The following is a 15,108-nucleotide window of genomic DNA, read 5'->3' as shown; positions in this document are numbered from 1 at the left end:
AGAGAATAACAAAATCAATTTTTTTATTCTAAACAAGATAAAAAACTATGAAAAGTTTATTAACGAAACTAAGTATGCCAGTTATAATCTCCATGATGATTTTTTCTGGGTGTACCAAAAAATTTGACGAGATCAATACTGATCCGGATGCATTACCAGATGTACCACCGGTTAATATGTTGACTAACGTACTCCGTAATACTGCTGAATCATTTGGTGGTGATGTGGATGGTTATGGGACATTCGCAGGATATATTGTAAAAATCCAGTATATGGATTTCATGTCTGGTTTAATACCAACGAATAATACATATGGTAATCGGTGGTATAATTGTTACTATAATAATACACAGATTAAAGACATTCTTGCAAAGACTGAAGATAAAGCAGAGTTATATAAAAATGTAAGAACTGTAAGCCGGATTTGGCGCAATTACATGTGGTTCTTATTGACTGAGGGCTGGCGTGATGTTCCGTATTCTGAAGCGCTAAAAGGTCTGCCTGAAGATGGAAGCATCCTATTAGCAAAATATGATAAACAAGAGGATATTTACCCGGCGGTGATGGCAGATCTGAAAGTTATAGCTGATGAGATGGCTGCAGGAATAGGGGAAGATGAACTAGGTGATTTCGATATCATCTATGGCAAGGACAGGACCTTACAAGAGCAAATGCTGGCATGGCAAAAATTCTGTAATTCACTTAGATTAAGAATGGCGATGCGAATTTCTGGTGTTTCAGCAAGTTTGGCGAAAACTACTATAGAAGAAATCGCAGGAAATCCTGCCAAATATCCACTAATTGAGGGCAATGATGAAAATTGCTATGTTTATTTTCCTGGGACGCTACCTTATTTCGATCCGTGGTATAATTCAGGTGTTTATGGAAAACGGATTGATAACTGGGGATTGTCCGATATTTTTATTGATCATATGTTGGAAATGAAAGATCCTAGGATAGCTGCGATAGCAACAAAAAATAATGTTGGAGCATATTTGGGATATAAAAATGGATTAACATCAGGCCCCGAAAAGCTGGATACAATTTCCTGGATTGGGGATAAATATATGCGCGACCCTGCCGGTTTTGTCCCATTCTATAAATCTTGTGAAACTTATTATATCTTGGCAGAAGCTGCTATGTTAGGATATAATGTGGGTATAACAGCAAAAGATGCTTATGAGAAGGCTGTACACTTATCCATGGCGGAAAATAGCGTCTCCCAAACAAATATTGATACATATTTAGCTGGCGCTGGTAAGTGGAATAATACCAAAGAGCGTATCTGGTGGGATATGTGGGTCGCACTTTTCAAAGAGAATTACGAGGCCTGGAGTTTATATCGTAGAACAGGTATTCCATCGACGAACTACCCTTCGATTAATTCGATTTATGGCAAGGCTCATAACGACCAACCTTGGCGTGCTCCATATCCAAACAGTGAATACGTAAATAATACTGCAAATGTGGAGGCTGCTGCTACAGAGGTGAAGGATTATGTTTGGGGTAAACAGATGTGGTGGGATACACGAAAAGGAAAATTTTAGTTTCATATGTTTTATTTTTAGACAGCGGGGTGACTTTGGTCATCCCGCTGTTTTTGTATAAGCCCACTTATCTTTTACCAGTAATGGAAACTTTTCAAAGACAAATGGGATCTTAAGTCATTGTTCAAGGAAGCTGCCAGATAATTTGTTATTGGTCCGGGCATAAGCCTCAGGCTTGATTAAAAAGAAAAAGCTTGTATATAATATATAGGACAGGTTCAAGGGGGATCAGAATGTTGCGTATAAAAAAAGGTTTTCAAACGGGGAGAATGAAAACCTTAAATAACCAATTATAAACCTAAATTATGATAGTACAAAGATAGTGTGTTTATTACACTTTGTCAAGTATTCTTTTGAAAAAATATTTTTTTCAAAAGAATACTTGACTGATGTCATCAATGCCAGAAGAATGGCCGATCACAGCTTGAACGATCTTTTCGGGAGATGGTTTAGGACGCTACTGAAGGAATTTCCGGGATTTTGTTCGCTATTTATTTTGTCAGGGGCAGCATTACATTTTTTCTTCGATACGATAGGTACAGCGTGGTGCATTGTCAATGATGTACTCAACTCTTTGAATTGTATAATTGGGCCCGAGAAGCTGCTGGAAATTGTTGAGTTCAGAACGACAGAATCCCTGGCACTCTGTGGCTGCGGCACATATAGGACAATGATTCTCAATGAATAGATAACATTCAGCTTCTTTTTTCCATTCAGCCATGTATCCCTCTTCTGTTCTCTTTCTGGTAATAATGTCAAGCTTGTTTTCAAGAGATTTAGCTTCAGATAACGCAAGGTTATATTTCTGAAATACTTTTGATTCGCGATCACTGATCAACAAATCCAAGGCATTTTCACCAAGCAATTGTTTAATAGACTGCAACAACTGGATAGTAATATCCGCATGGCTATCTGGGAATTTTGATAGGCCTTGTGCAGAAAGGCTATAATAAGTAGATGGACGGCCCACACCCTCACTTCTTGAGCTGGACTCTACAAGACCTTGATCTGTGAGATTTAATAAATGTTTTCGAGCCCCCTCTTTTGTAATAACGAGTTCTTCCGCTATTAATGCAGCAGTTGCTTCACCGCGCATTTTTAATAACATGAGTATCCTATCGACTGGACCTTTTTGCATTTGGCAATAAAAAAGTTGTTTTAATGTAGTGTCAAAGATAAGGATTATTAGCCATTTATCATATATGCTTATTCTGGATGGTCGGGATTTATTTTATGACATTAATAAAACAACTATAAGGTTGTTTTATTAATGTCATATCACTAGTTTTGATGATCAACAATAAAAATTAAATAATATGAACAAATTTCAATTACCGGAATTACCGTATGCTTATGAAGCACTTGAACCTTACTTTGATCAAGAAACGATGCGAATCCATCATCAACGACATCATCAGGCATATGTAGACAATTTAAATAGAGCAGTGGAGGGGACAGCAGCAGCAGATATTGATCTGTTGGATATTTTAACCAAGGTAAGCCAATATAGTCCTGCTATCCGTAACAATGCTGGTGGTCATTACAATCATTCGCTGTTTTGGCAACTTTTATCAGGAAAGCCACAAGTAGAACCCAAAGGAAAGCTGGTCGATGAAATAAATGCTGCTTTTGGTTCTTTGGATGAGCTGAAGTCAGGAATAAAAAATGCTGGTCTTGGCCAGTTTGGTTCAGGATGGGCATGGCTGTATGTAAAACATAACGGGGCATTGGGTATTGTTGCGACTCCAAACCAAGACAATCCGCTGATGGATACTCAATTGACAAGTAGAGGAGTTCCCATCCTTGGAGTAGACGTATGGGAACATGCCTATTATCTGAAATATCAAAATAGGAGAGCGGACTATCTGGAGGCATTTTGGTCTGTGTTGGATTGGTCAGCAGTCGAAAAAAAATACGAAGAAGTTATCAATACATTAGTTTAATATATTTTGGACTTTGATCGATTCGGGGGCATAAATAATCAATTATAATTAAGCGTCATGTTGGTAAATAAGGTTGAAAATTCGGGTATTGTGGCACTGGATCTTATTGATTTCAGGACAAACCTGGAAATTACTGCATTTGATATAACGGAACTGTTTTATCAGAGAATGATCGTCAGAGAAAAGGAATTCAGGCTTGCCTTGGCTGCATTGGATATGGCTCCTTTTATGGGAAAGGCAGTAGCCTTTACCTGTTCTGTTGACACTATTGTCCCGTCTTGGGTTTATATGGTATTAGCAGAAAAGTTTCATGCTACAGTAGCATATTATGATTTTAAGGATGCGACAACCTTAGCCTTGGAATTATGGGAACAAAACTTAAAAGCAGCAGATTTATCATATTATGAGGATAAAAAAGTTGTCGTTAGAGCGAGACCGAATATACCGGAATCGTTGTATACATTGGCCACTGCTCGGTTAATCCCAATTGTAAAAACACTGATGTATGGTGAAATTGGTATGCCCAAGGTTATTTTTAAAAAAATATAAACATAATGAAAGCATTGATATTTAATGGCGCCCTTGAACGGAGGCAAGAGTCCAACTCAGGGGTTCTGTCTAATTATTTTGTCGAACAGTTAGACCAACTTGGCATTGAGAATACTGTTTTTAACCTCGCTGATAGTGGGATACCATTATTTGATATGAGTCTCCGTAAAATCCCCAATAGTGTTAAGATTATGAATGATCTGTTCTTACAAGCTGATCTACATTTTTGGCTGTCTCCATTATACCATGGAAGTATCCCGGGGGTGATGAAAAATTGTTTAGATTGGCTTGAAGTCAGTGCAAAGAATGCTCCGCCTTATCTTACAGATAGGCATATAGGGTTCGTATGTTGGGCAGATGGTGTTCATGCTCTACAAGGAATCAATACAATGGATACCATTGCAAAGTCATTGCGGGCGTGGACATTACCTTTTAGTGTGCCCATTGTTAAGGCAGGTCTTTTTGAAAATGATGATTCAAGAATCATATCTTCAGTTTATCAATCCAAACTAGATCTGTTGATCCAACTGGCAACCGGCAGGTCGCTAGTTTTGGAAAAAGCAGGAAGTCATCCTTAATTTTTTCGAAGGATAATAAAAATCATGATCAACTCATGTACGATAAAGCACCTTGATTGTTGTCAAGGCGCTTTATTGTTTGTTTTCCACCCTGAATGGTTCAGATTAATAAAGATTAATGTATCTTTAATGCCTGCGAAATTTGTAGTCAGGAAAAGAAAAAGCTGTTGATTCAATAAAAGTATGATCATGTTCGGTTTATTAACTAATATTTGATGGATGGGACTTCAATATAAATATCTATTCAGGATAATCACCTGTTGTATTGCCTGTATTTATACCAAGGTAGCACAGGCACAAAGCTTTCTCCCGTTGGATGAGAACAAATTTAGGACAGACGCAGAAGTCCGATTAAGTTCGACTTCAAACGATAGTATAAAGGCAATGCAATATTTTTATTTGGCAGATTACTATCGATTTAGGGATACGACTGAATTTTGGGATCATATGCGTCAGGGCGAGCGTCTCGCCAAACCGTTCCGGAGCTTGCAGGCGATGGCGGCATTGTATAAAAGCTTTTACTATGGACAATTTTTAGACAGTAAACGAGCCGGAGATGAGGCACAGAAATGTGTTCATCTGCTCGGTGGTATCCAGGAACCATTTCAACAGGGACTATTAGCCAAATCTTGGTACAATTTGGGTTTAATTCGATTTCCCAGGAAGGGATTTGCGGACTTTTTGGATATTCTTAATGGAAAATGTATGCCTTATGCCAAAGCACATGACCCAGAGATGGAAGGGATGATCAATACAATGATCGGTATAGCCTTTATGTCGTCCAATCAACTAGAGAAAGCAGATGAATACCATCAAATTGCCATTAAACAACTTGAACAGCGCCCCAAAAGTGCTGCTTTACTATTAACTTATTTAAATGCTGCTGGAAATTATTGTTATCAGGTTAAGTCCAAAGAAGCAAGAAAATTACTGGATAAAGCTAAACTGTTGCTGGGTGAGGAACCAAATTCGTCGCAGCTGCCTAATTATTATTACAATGAAGCATTGTATTTTACGACTATCCAGCATACTGATGAAGCACTAAGGGTATTGGATACAGGATTGAACTGGGCTACTAAAATGAACAACTGGAAAATGTTCCAGATGATGCGATTTAGGAAATTTAATGTCTATCTATTGCAGAAAAAATATGATGCGGCAAAATTGCAGTTGGAAGAGATTTTGAAAAATGGATTGTTGACCCGTGACCTTTACAACAGCAAAATTGTCTATAGTCAATTGGCTGGAGTAAATGAATTGATGGGGAATTATCAGGAGGCACTAAAAATGTCGAATATTGCCAATAAGCTATCGGACAGTATCCAAAAAGTACAGCTTTTGGAGAAAATGAATGAAATGGAGACCAGATATAAAACTGTGGAAAAGGAGAAGGTAATTTTAAACCTGCGTGCGGAAAAGGACCGTAGTCAGTTTAAAATCATGCTTACTTTAGGTATTGCTGTTTTACTTTTCATCATTGTGCTTTTTGTAACTTTTTCTTATCGAAAACAACGGAAACTCAACAAGCAAATTCAGCTTAATCACGAGATTGTCGTGGAGAATATGGCCAAAGAAAAACAGTTACAGATTTCGGAATCCATGCTTAAAGGAGAAGAACAGGAAAGGCAGCGTATCGCACAGGATCTACACGACAGTATTGGAGGTATGCTGACAGGATTGAAGTTTAAAATAGCTGGGGAAGCAAGGGAGAATGTTAATTTAACCGAAGATCTATCGCTGAAATTAAATGATATTCTTGCTGAGGTCCGTCGAATATCGCATAATCTGATGCCTGAATCGCTGCGACAGTTTGGATTAATAGCGGCATTGGAGCAATTGTGTCTTGCCATGAAGAACAAGAAGGTTGCCATTCAGTTTGAAAGTTTTGGCCCTGAAGTACATTTGGATTTTCAAAAAGGACTAGCCCTGTATAGGGTCGTCCAGGAGGCTATCTCAAATGCGCTAAAGTATGCTGAAGCGGATTTGATTATTGTTCAGGTCAGTCAATCAGATGCAATGCTGCAGGTACTTATTGAGGATAATGGCAAAGGATTCGATTCCACAGGGCTAAAATATGGGATGGGACTAAACAATATGATGAACCGTATCCAATGGATCAATGGAACTCTTGGAATACAGAGCAAACCAGGGGCTGGAACGCAGGTTGAAATAGGATTAAGTATTTAAAAGCAAATTCGTGCATGAAGACCATTACGGTATTAGATGATCATCCTTTATTGCTGGAAGGTGTTGTTTCCTTTCTGAATAACCAAAAGGGGTACCGCGTATACCCATTTTTAACAGAGCAGCTGTTGAGTGAATTTTTGGGCAGTACCAAAGTCGATTTGGTACTTGTTGACATGCAACTTTCTGACCGAAGTGGTTTGGATGTATGTCTTCGCCTGAAGAAGCTATATTCTTCAATTCCGGTGGTAGCGTTGAGCAATCTAGCTGACCGGAACCTGATTTTCCAGTTTATGCAAAATGGTGGAAATGGCTATATTTTAAAAGATGTTGCCAATGAGGAATTTCTTCGTTGTGTCCGGCTTGGACTTGAGGGGCGGGAAGCGTTATGTGATCGTGCTAAGGAGCTGTATACCGGTGCGGTTTCTACTTTACGGGAACTGCCAAGGTTGACACAGCGCGAAAAAGAGATTCTAATCATGATTTCAAATGGATATACCAGCAACCAGATTGCAGAGAAATTATTTTTAAGCCCAGTGACCATAGAAACGCATCGACGTAATCTCTTGACCAAATTTAAAGTTAAGAATATGATTGAGCTAGTCCAGCTGGCGTTAAAGCATAATTTATTGGGTCTCTAATATTTAGTGTTCGCCATATCCTATATCGTCCAATTTACCCTTAAATACACTAAATTGAATAATGAAATACGCTATAACGAGAATTGCAGCAAACATAAACCAACCCAAACCTACCGTTAAACCATATTCATGTGCAGCAGCATTCTGTATGGTCAATGATGGGTTTACAGCATTGGTCGAGGGTAATAATGTGGGAAACATGGAGGCGACTGTTGTCGCGAAACTGCCCAATATAAATAGTGATGAAAAGAGAAAACCAATACCATCGGTTTTGAACCTTCTGATCCAAAATTGACCTAGAAGTCCCGTTGTTGCGATTAAAGGGAATACCCAAAGCCAATAATGATGTTGAAAATTATTCAAAGAAATGGGTTTTACATAATGCCATACACCAGCTGACAGGATAACAAGTATCAATAAGACGATGTTGAGTTTAAATATGATCAGTTTGAGTCTATCGTTTAGGGGACTTGAAGTCTTGAGTATAACCCATCCGGCTCCGTGGATCGTCAATGTGACCACTGCTACTAAGCCAAGGAGCAGTGTGAACCAGTCGATAATGCCCTGATGTTCAGCAAGTGGGTCGAAAGTTGGGTTCCAAAGTGCCAAAAAGAAATAGTGCGGTTCTTGAGTAGATACCCCATTTTCAACCATACCAAGATTAACCCCACGAACGACATTGCCCAAAGCTGCCCCGAAGAATAATGCGAGGAGGAGGCTGGCCAGACCAAAAGCTTTATCCCACAAGGCTTCCCATAATCGATGGTGTATCTGTCCTCTAAGCTCTAAACTGATCGCCCTAAAGATCAGGAGCCACAATACAAGCATTAAAGGAAGGTAGAAGCCGCTGAAAGACGAGGCATATAAGGTTGGAAAAGCAAAAAATAATACTCCTCCAGCAGCAATAAGCCAGACTTCATTTGCATCCCAAAACGGTCCAATAGCACTGGTAACGGCCCTTTTTTCCTGTTCTGTTTTGGTAAAGAACAAATGGACAATTCCTGCACCAAAATCATAACCGTCGAGAACGATATAAATCCCGAGCATGAACGTCAATACGATAAACCAGAATATTTCCATAACTAATTATTTTAAAGCTATTTGGTTGGCAGGACCTTTTCTAATAATTTTCAGTACCAGCAGTAGAAATAACAGTCCTAAAAGAATGTATAGTCCGACAAAGCCCAAAAGAGTAAACAACGTATTTCCAGAGGATACGGTAGGTGATACACCATCGACCATGCGCATTAAATTGTAGACGAGCCAGGGCTGGCGACCAAGCTCAGCAGTATACCATCCTGCGGTATTGGCAATGTATGGAAAAGGAATCATAAACATGATAATCCACAACAACCATTTGGTCTCATATAATTTGTTTCTCCATAACAAGAAAGCCGACAATAACATGATTCCGATAAATATGGTCCCCAAGCCAACCATAATATGATAACCATAATATAGACCGGGGACATTGGTTGGGTGCAAAGTATGGTCGAATTCGTTCAATCCTTTGATTTCGGCGTCCCAACGTTGATAGGTTAGGAAACTTAATACTTTGGGAACGGCAATCTTATTGTCCAGCTTTTTATTTTCCATGTCAGGCTGACCGATAAGAATAATTTCGGAACCTCCTTTTTCCGTTTTAAAAATACCCTCCATGCCTGCAAAGGCTGCAGGTTGATATTTTACCACATTCTTAGCCGCCATGTCTCCCGTGGGAAATGCCAAAAGGACGGAAGAGATGACGCCGAATATTACACCGCTTTTGACAAATATCTTTCCGAAATTGCTGTGTCGATTACTAAGTAAATAGAAAGCACCGATGGCCGCAACGAAAAAAGAACTAGTTACCAATGATCCGGCTTGATTATGTAAATAAGATGGCCATAGCCATGGATTTTTAAATAGTGCGCTAAAATTGTTGAGGACAAATTTGCCATTTTCGAGGATCTCGTAGCCTACAGGATGTTGCATCCATGAATGAGTGGCAATAATCAGAAACCCACTGGCCCAAGAACCGATAAATACCATCAAACCGGCGATAAAATGAAGCTTATGCCCAAGTAACTTTTCTCCAAAAAGAAACATCCCAAGGAATGAGGACTCCAGGAAAAATGAAAACATTCCCTCCATGGCCAAGGTTTGCCCAATGATTCCCCCTGTAAGTTCAGAGAACTTCGCCCAGTTTGTACCAAATTGGAATTCCATGGGGATACCCGTTACTACTCCCATCGTAAAATTGAGCGCAAATATTTTCATCCAAAATTTGGAGGCATTATTGTAATCTTCATGATGAGTGCGTAAAAATTTCCATTTAAAATAAACAATCATCAGTGACAATCCCATGGTCAACTGGGGAAATAAATAATGGAATGTAATGGTAAAAGCGAACTGAAGCCGGTTGTAAAGAATCATATCTTCCATGGATCCGAAGTTTGGGTTAAATGACATCTTAAATATAATCATTTTCTAGCTGCATTGGGTTTATCTATAGGATTTTATTTTTTGAATGGACAGTGAGAACCAGCTGTAAACATTGAATGAGAAGCAGATTCGTAATTACTGCTAGGAGGACGGCAATGTCTTTTTTTTGAAGTGTGTTTTTTGCTTATCTTCGTCCGGATAATGATAAACAGCAAGGGGGTAGGAGCTTAAGTGATATGAAGAAAGCCATGATTTTATTGGGTGTTTTATTGATACCTGTATTTTTAATTATCCTTAATAATAAGGGAAGGGGCGATCTGGAGAAAGATAATATAACATTCAAGAAGAGACTGTCTGATTATGGACTGTTTAAAGGAAAAATGGCTGATCTGGTGCCCAATGAGCAGGGAATTGTGTATGACCTTGCCTCTACATTGTTTACAGATTACAGTGATAAACAGCGTATTATTTTTCTTCCAATAGGAACGAAGATTTTAGCTTCCAATGACGGTCTGCCTGAATTTCCCGACGGCACCATTATCACAAAATCCTTTTTCTATCCTCAAAAAGAAGAGGACCACGGTTTAAAACGGATGCTCTTAGAAACAAGACTTTTAATCAATAAGAAGGGGCAATGGAATGCGGCAACCTACCAATGGAACCCGAACCAAGATGAAGCTTACTTATTAACGGATAGTGCTACCGTACCGGTGTCATTCATTGACAGCAAAGGAGCTGAACGGCAGACAAATTATATCATACCCTCGCGCGCGGACTGTGCAGCATGCCATCGTCAAGTTAACCGTATGCTTCCGATAGGCCCTAAAATCCGAAATCTGAACAAAAAAAATTCTTATGGTAAAGATACGATCCCGCAATTGGAATATTTTAGAAAGAGAGCAGTACTCGATATGGCATCATTGATACAAATAAATGTGTTACCTGATTATGAGGATCAAACGGAGTCCTTATCGAAAAGGGGGCGCGCTTACCTTGAAATGAACTGTGCACATTGCCATAATCCCAAGGGAACTGCATACATGACGATGCTTGATCTTCGGTTTGAAATTCCTTTAAGTGAAACCGGGATTTGGCTTAAGCAGGCAAAAATTATGGGGCGAATGGGGATGCAAGGCGAAATGCACATGCCTCAAAAAGGAACAACTGTACTCCATGATGAAGGCCTGGCACTGATTAAGAATTATCTGCTGACATTAAAATAATCCCATTCTTGGAATGTGGTGTTTTTGATGTGCAAGACACTGTGGGTGCCCCATTCCAGAGCAGGGGATTAATAATAACCTGAATTCATATATTACCCAACTGGTAAAATTTATTATCTTGTGTCTATATTTCCAATTAAATAATGCCGCCATGAATCGATATGTGCAATTTTTGACCTTAATAACTTTTCTATTAGCTGTTATGACGGCTAATGGACAACGTAAAAAACCAAATATTATCCTAATTCTTACGGATGATTTGGGCTATAGTGATCTTAGCTGTTATGGAAGTCCAAATATTTCGACTCCTTTCCTAGATTCTATAGCCAATAAAGGAGTGCGGGCCACGAATTTTATGGTTTCAACGCCTTCCTGTACCCCCTCTAGAGCTTCTTTGCTGACGGGTAGATATGCTTCTCGCTATAATCTTCCAGCGCCGATAGGTCCTGGGTCTAATTTAGGATTGCCAGATGATGAAGAAACCATTGCTGAACTATTGAAAAAAGTGGGCTATCGAACAGGGCTGGTTGGAAAGTGGCATCTTGGAGACAAACAAGTATACCATCATCCCAATCAACAAGGATTTGATTTTTTCTATGGGATGTTGTATAGTCATGATTATCGGGATCCATATGTGAAGACAGATTCAATCATTAAGATTTTTAGGAATAGAAAACCAGAGGTTATTGCACCGGATGATTCTGATTTAAGTGCACTGTATCATAAAGAAACCGTAAATTTCATAGAAAATCAAGATCGTGACCATCCGTTCTTCCTATATTATGCACACAACTTTCCACATCTTCCCCTAGCGTTTGCCAATAAAAATAATCGTTTTGCTGATCAACAGAATGCAGGACCTTTAGGAGCTGTCATGCGGGAGCTGGACCATAATTTTGCTGAACTTTGGAAAACTGTTGAAAAGAAAGGCTTGGCCGACAATACGATTTTAATCTTTTCGAGTGACAATGGACCCTGGATATCATATCCGGCACGTATGTCTGATGACCATGCAACAAAAAATTGGCACGTAGGTACTGCCGGAGTGTTTAAAGGGTCGAAAGCTGAAACCACGGAAGGCGGTGTTCGAGTACCATTTATTGTTTATGGAAAGGGGTATGTACAAGAAGGAAAGGTGATACGGCAGGCAATCAGTAATTTGGATGTGCTGCCTACGCTGGCAAAATGGACTGGTGCCCCTCTCCCAAAAAAAGCAATTGATGGTCAGGCCATTGATTCTTTATTGAATGGTAAAACAGAAGATTTAAAAGCTTCTCATAAACCTATATTTTTAGTAAACTATGGCCATGTTGAAGCTGTTAGGTTGGGTGACTGGAAATATCGTCGGATACCAGGTGGAATAAACCCAATAACAGGGAAACCCAATGCAACTGTAGAGGAGCTACACAATATTGCCTGGGACCCCAGTGAAAGGACCAATATACTGCAAGATTATCCGAAGAAAGTGCAAGAGCTTCGGAAATTATTCGAAACCTTTGACGGAAATATGGAATAGCAAGTATATCTTTTAAAATAAATAAAGCGATATTTAGAAATATCGCTTTATTTATTTTAAAAGAAGTATGGTTTACAGCAGTTTGAATTCTTTTTCCTTCACATCACGGCTATTTGTGCCGATATAGATTTTAAAGTCACCTGGTTCGGCAAGGTAGTTCAGATTGTTGTCGTAAAATTTAAGATCTTTAATCTGGATCTCAAATTTTACAGTTTTCTGTTCACCTTTTTTCAAAAAGATTTTTTGGAATCCTTTTAATTCTTTTACGGGGCGGGTCACAGAGCCGACTAAATCTTGAATGTATAATTGAACCGTCTCTTCTGCATCATAATCCCCCGTATTGCTAATGTCAATACTAGCTTGAATAGAACTATTGCTATCAAGTGTATTCCGATCAAGACGGATGTCGCTATAGGTAAAGGTTGTATAACTCAATCCATAACCGAAAGGGTAAAGTGGTGTATTACTTACATCTAAATAATTGGATTTAAATTTCTCAAAATCACCTGAGTTTCCATAAGGCCTTCCCGTATTTTTATGTGCATAGTAGATTGGGATCTGGCCAACATTCCGTGGAAAAGTTGCTGTGATTTTACCTGAAGGGACGATATCCCCGAATAAGACATCGGCTACCGCTTTACCTGTTTCGGAACCACCAAACCAGACATTTAATATAGCTGGCACATGCGCATCTTCCCACGTTAATGTGAGCGGTCTGCCGGTAAATAGCACCAGAACTACAGGTTTTCCTGTTGCTAACAATGCTTTTAGAAGATCTTGTTGATTTTTAGGAATATCCAGTTCAGAGCGGCTTGAGCTCTCACCTGACATTTCAGAAGATTCACCAAGTGCAGCAATCACAATATCAGCTTGTTGGGCTGTCTTTACTGCCTCGGCAATGATATCCTCTTCTTTTCGTGGGTCTCTCGCTATAGTTCGGCCAAACATTGTTGCATGTTTTTGATAGGTTGAATCCGCTAGTAGATTACTTCCCAGATGGGTCAGGATATTCACCTTATTGCCCAGTACGGATTTCATTCCTTCTACCAAGGAGGCTGTTTTATCTAATTCTGCGCTGACGCTCCAGGTTCCCGGCATATTTGGTCCCGAATTGGCTAGGGGGCCTATGACTGCTACTGTTCCCGATTTTTTTAATGGAAGTGCCTGATTCTCATTTTTCAATAAGACGAATGATTTGGCGGCAATCTCTCTGGCTTTTTCATGATGGGCGGGGGAGCCAATGATTGACTGCGCACGTTGTTCGTTGCAGTAACGGTATGGATCTTCAAAGAGTCCTAATTTATATTTTGCTTCCAGTACAAAGCGGCAAGCTCTATTAATATCATCCAGTTTGACTTTACCTTCATCCAACGACTTCTTTAACGTGGTTAGAAAACCTTCGCCTACCATATCCATATCAACCCCAGCCTGTAAGCTTAACGCAGAAACTTGTTGTAGATCGCCCAATCCATGTGCCATGAGTTCATTCACGGCCGTATAATCGGTAACGACAAGGCCCTTGAACCCCCATTGTTTGCGTAATACATCCGTCATTAACCATTTATTGGCCGAAGCAGGGACACCATTGATATCGTTAAAGGAGGTCATGATACTACCGGCCCCAGCATCGAGCGCGGCTTTGTAGGGTGGTAAATATTCATTGTACATACGATGAAGGCTCATATCCGTGCTGTTATAGTCGCGCCCGCCTTCTGCAGCACCATATAAGGCGAAATGTTTCACACAGGCCATCATCGTGTTGTATGCTGCCAGATTGTTTCCTTGAAAGCCGTGTACGATGGCCTCGGCAACCTTTGAGCTAAGGTATGTATCTTCTCCTGCGCCTTCGGAAATGCGCCCCCATCTAGGATCCCGTGAAATATCTACCATGGGCGAAAAAGCCCAATTAATACCGTCGGCAGTGGCCTCTTCAGCAGCGATTCGTGCAGATTGTTGAATTAAGTCCATATCCCATGTGGCAGCCAATCCCAAAGGAATAGGAAAAACAGTACGATAACCATGTATGACATCCATACCAAAGATAATTGGAATCTTAAGTCTCGACTGTTTTACGGCTATTTCTTGTGTTTGGCGAATTTTTGATGGTGTGCTCATGCTGAATATCCCTCCAATTTGTCCACGTTGGATCTTGGACTCCACATCTGTGGAGACGGTGGTTCCAGTTGTGGCTTCACCACCGGTCACGAGATTAAGCTGGCCAATTTTTTCTTCAACCGTCATCTTTGCCATAAGCTGGTCAATGAACTTGTCCATTTTGGACGATTGAGCTAAACTTGATTGCCAAAAAGCAAGTGCAATAAGACATGTTCCTACTACTTTTTTCATCGATATTAATCTTTTATATTATGATGACGACGCCATCAGATGTTATTCTTTTTGTATGTTTCTACTGTTGGAGCTTAAACTTTTATTTTCTAGTTGTTTAAGTAATTCTCATGTTTATGGAACCCTATGGATTAGTCGGTGTGTTTGTGACTTATCC

Annotated in this window: 12 protein-coding genes; 8 read left to right on the top strand and 4 right to left on the bottom strand. The window is 39.7% G+C overall.

What is annotated here, in order from left to right:
• Positions 1 to 74 precede the first annotated feature (74 nt).
• A complete protein-coding gene (locus tag HX021_RS07545; RefSeq protein WP_286589539.1) occupies positions 75 to 1,547 on the top strand; it encodes a SusD/RagB family nutrient-binding outer membrane lipoprotein in 1,473 nt (490 codons plus the stop codon).
• Positions 1,548 to 2,058: 511 nt separating this feature from the next.
• Here HX021_RS07545 and HX021_RS07540 read toward each other — a convergent pair.
• Complete coding sequence (locus HX021_RS07540) at positions 2,059 to 2,643, bottom strand: helix-turn-helix transcriptional regulator (RefSeq protein WP_286589538.1); 585 nt, start codon at positions 2,641 to 2,643, stop codon at positions 2,059 to 2,061.
• A 220-nt stretch (positions 2,644 to 2,863) separates the two neighbouring features.
• On the opposite strand from HX021_RS07540, the gene HX021_RS07535 reads away from it, so the two are divergent.
• The 5 genes from HX021_RS07535 to HX021_RS07515 all read left to right on the top strand — a co-directional run bounded on the left by HX021_RS07535 (position 2,864) and on the right by HX021_RS07515 (position 7,442).
• On the top strand, positions 2,864 to 3,490 hold the full coding sequence (locus HX021_RS07535; protein ID WP_286589537.1) for a superoxide dismutase: 627 nt from the start codon (positions 2,864 to 2,866) through the stop codon (positions 3,488 to 3,490).
• Positions 3,491 to 3,547: 57 nt separating this feature from the next.
• Complete coding sequence (locus HX021_RS07530) at positions 3,548 to 4,039, top strand: DUF2480 family protein (protein ID WP_286589536.1); 492 nt, start codon at positions 3,548 to 3,550, stop codon at positions 4,037 to 4,039.
• Between the two features lie 5 nt (positions 4,040 to 4,044).
• Positions 4,045 to 4,617: an NADPH-dependent FMN reductase gene (locus tag HX021_RS07525; protein ID WP_286589535.1), complete on the top strand. Its 573-nt coding sequence runs from the start codon at positions 4,045 to 4,047 to the stop codon at positions 4,615 to 4,617.
• A gap of 219 nt (positions 4,618 to 4,836) precedes the next feature.
• Complete coding sequence (locus tag HX021_RS07520; protein WP_286589534.1) at positions 4,837 to 6,804, top strand: sensor histidine kinase; 1,968 nt, start codon at positions 4,837 to 4,839, stop codon at positions 6,802 to 6,804.
• A 14-nt stretch (positions 6,805 to 6,818) separates the two neighbouring features.
• Complete coding sequence (locus tag HX021_RS07515) at positions 6,819 to 7,442, top strand: response regulator transcription factor (RefSeq protein ID WP_286589533.1); 624 nt, start codon at positions 6,819 to 6,821, stop codon at positions 7,440 to 7,442.
• 3 nt (positions 7,443 to 7,445) lie between these two features.
• Here HX021_RS07515 and cydB read toward each other — a convergent pair whose 3' ends face one another.
• Together cydB and HX021_RS07505 are read right to left on the bottom strand one after the other, a co-directional pair.
• Positions 7,446 to 8,522, bottom strand: a complete 1,077-nt coding sequence (cydB, locus tag HX021_RS07510; protein WP_286589532.1) for a cytochrome d ubiquinol oxidase subunit II — start codon at positions 8,520 to 8,522, stop codon at positions 7,446 to 7,448.
• 6 nt (positions 8,523 to 8,528) lie between these two features.
• Positions 8,529 to 9,866, bottom strand: coding sequence for a cytochrome ubiquinol oxidase subunit I (locus HX021_RS07505; protein WP_286589531.1), 1,338 nt, complete (start codon positions 9,864 to 9,866; stop codon positions 8,529 to 8,531).
• A 236-nt stretch (positions 9,867 to 10,102) separates the two neighbouring features.
• Between HX021_RS07505 and HX021_RS07500 the strand changes: the two genes are divergently transcribed.
• Positions 10,103 to 11,089 carry a hypothetical protein gene (locus HX021_RS07500; RefSeq protein WP_286589530.1) on the top strand — a complete coding sequence of 329 codons (987 nt, stop codon included), beginning with the start codon at positions 10,103 to 10,105 and terminating at the stop codon, positions 11,087 to 11,089.
• A gap of 151 nt (positions 11,090 to 11,240) precedes the next feature.
• Positions 11,241 to 12,605 (top strand): sulfatase-like hydrolase/transferase, encoded by a 1,365-nt coding sequence (locus tag HX021_RS07495; RefSeq protein WP_286589529.1) that lies wholly within the window; start codon positions 11,241 to 11,243, stop codon positions 12,603 to 12,605.
• A gap of 72 nt (positions 12,606 to 12,677) precedes the next feature.
• Here HX021_RS07495 and bglX read toward each other — a convergent pair whose 3' ends face one another.
• Complete coding sequence (gene bglX, locus HX021_RS07490; RefSeq protein WP_286589528.1) at positions 12,678 to 14,951, bottom strand: beta-glucosidase BglX; 2,274 nt, start codon at positions 14,949 to 14,951, stop codon at positions 12,678 to 12,680.
• Positions 14,952 to 15,108 lie beyond the last annotated feature (157 nt).

This window comes from Sphingobacterium sp. N143 (assembly GCF_030325625.1).
Lineage (GTDB): Bacteria > Bacteroidota > Bacteroidia > Sphingobacteriales > Sphingobacteriaceae > Sphingobacterium.
The sequence above is the reverse complement of the archived record's forward strand: the minus strand, read 5'-3'. Positions and strand labels throughout refer to the sequence as shown.

Excerpts from the sequence above, each read along its gene's own strand:
- HX021_RS07545 (WP_286589539.1), top strand. The coding sequence starts at position 75 with ATGCCAGTTATAATCTCCATGATGATTTTTTCTGGGTGTACCAAAAAA.
- HX021_RS07540 (WP_286589538.1), bottom strand. The coding sequence starts at position 2,643 with ATGCGCGGTGAAGCAACTGCTGCATTAATAGCGGAAGAACTCGTTATT.
- HX021_RS07535 (WP_286589537.1), top strand. The coding sequence starts at position 2,864 with ATGAACAAATTTCAATTACCGGAATTACCGTATGCTTATGAAGCACTT.
- HX021_RS07530 (WP_286589536.1), top strand. The coding sequence starts at position 3,548 with ATGTTGGTAAATAAGGTTGAAAATTCGGGTATTGTGGCACTGGATCTT.
- HX021_RS07525 (WP_286589535.1), top strand. The coding sequence starts at position 4,045 with ATGAAAGCATTGATATTTAATGGCGCCCTTGAACGGAGGCAAGAGTCC.
- HX021_RS07520 (WP_286589534.1), top strand. The coding sequence starts at position 4,837 with ATGGGACTTCAATATAAATATCTATTCAGGATAATCACCTGTTGTATT.
- HX021_RS07515 (WP_286589533.1), top strand. The coding sequence starts at position 6,819 with ATGAAGACCATTACGGTATTAGATGATCATCCTTTATTGCTGGAAGGT.
- cydB (WP_286589532.1), bottom strand. The coding sequence starts at position 8,522 with ATGGAAATATTCTGGTTTATCGTATTGACGTTCATGCTCGGGATTTAT.
- HX021_RS07505 (WP_286589531.1), bottom strand. The coding sequence starts at position 9,866 with ATGGAAGATATGATTCTTTACAACCGGCTTCAGTTCGCTTTTACCATT.
- HX021_RS07500 (WP_286589530.1), top strand. The coding sequence starts at position 10,103 with ATGAAGAAAGCCATGATTTTATTGGGTGTTTTATTGATACCTGTATTT.
- HX021_RS07495 (WP_286589529.1), top strand. The coding sequence starts at position 11,241 with ATGAATCGATATGTGCAATTTTTGACCTTAATAACTTTTCTATTAGCT.
- bglX (WP_286589528.1), bottom strand. The coding sequence starts at position 14,951 with ATGAAAAAAGTAGTAGGAACATGTCTTATTGCACTTGCTTTTTGGCAA.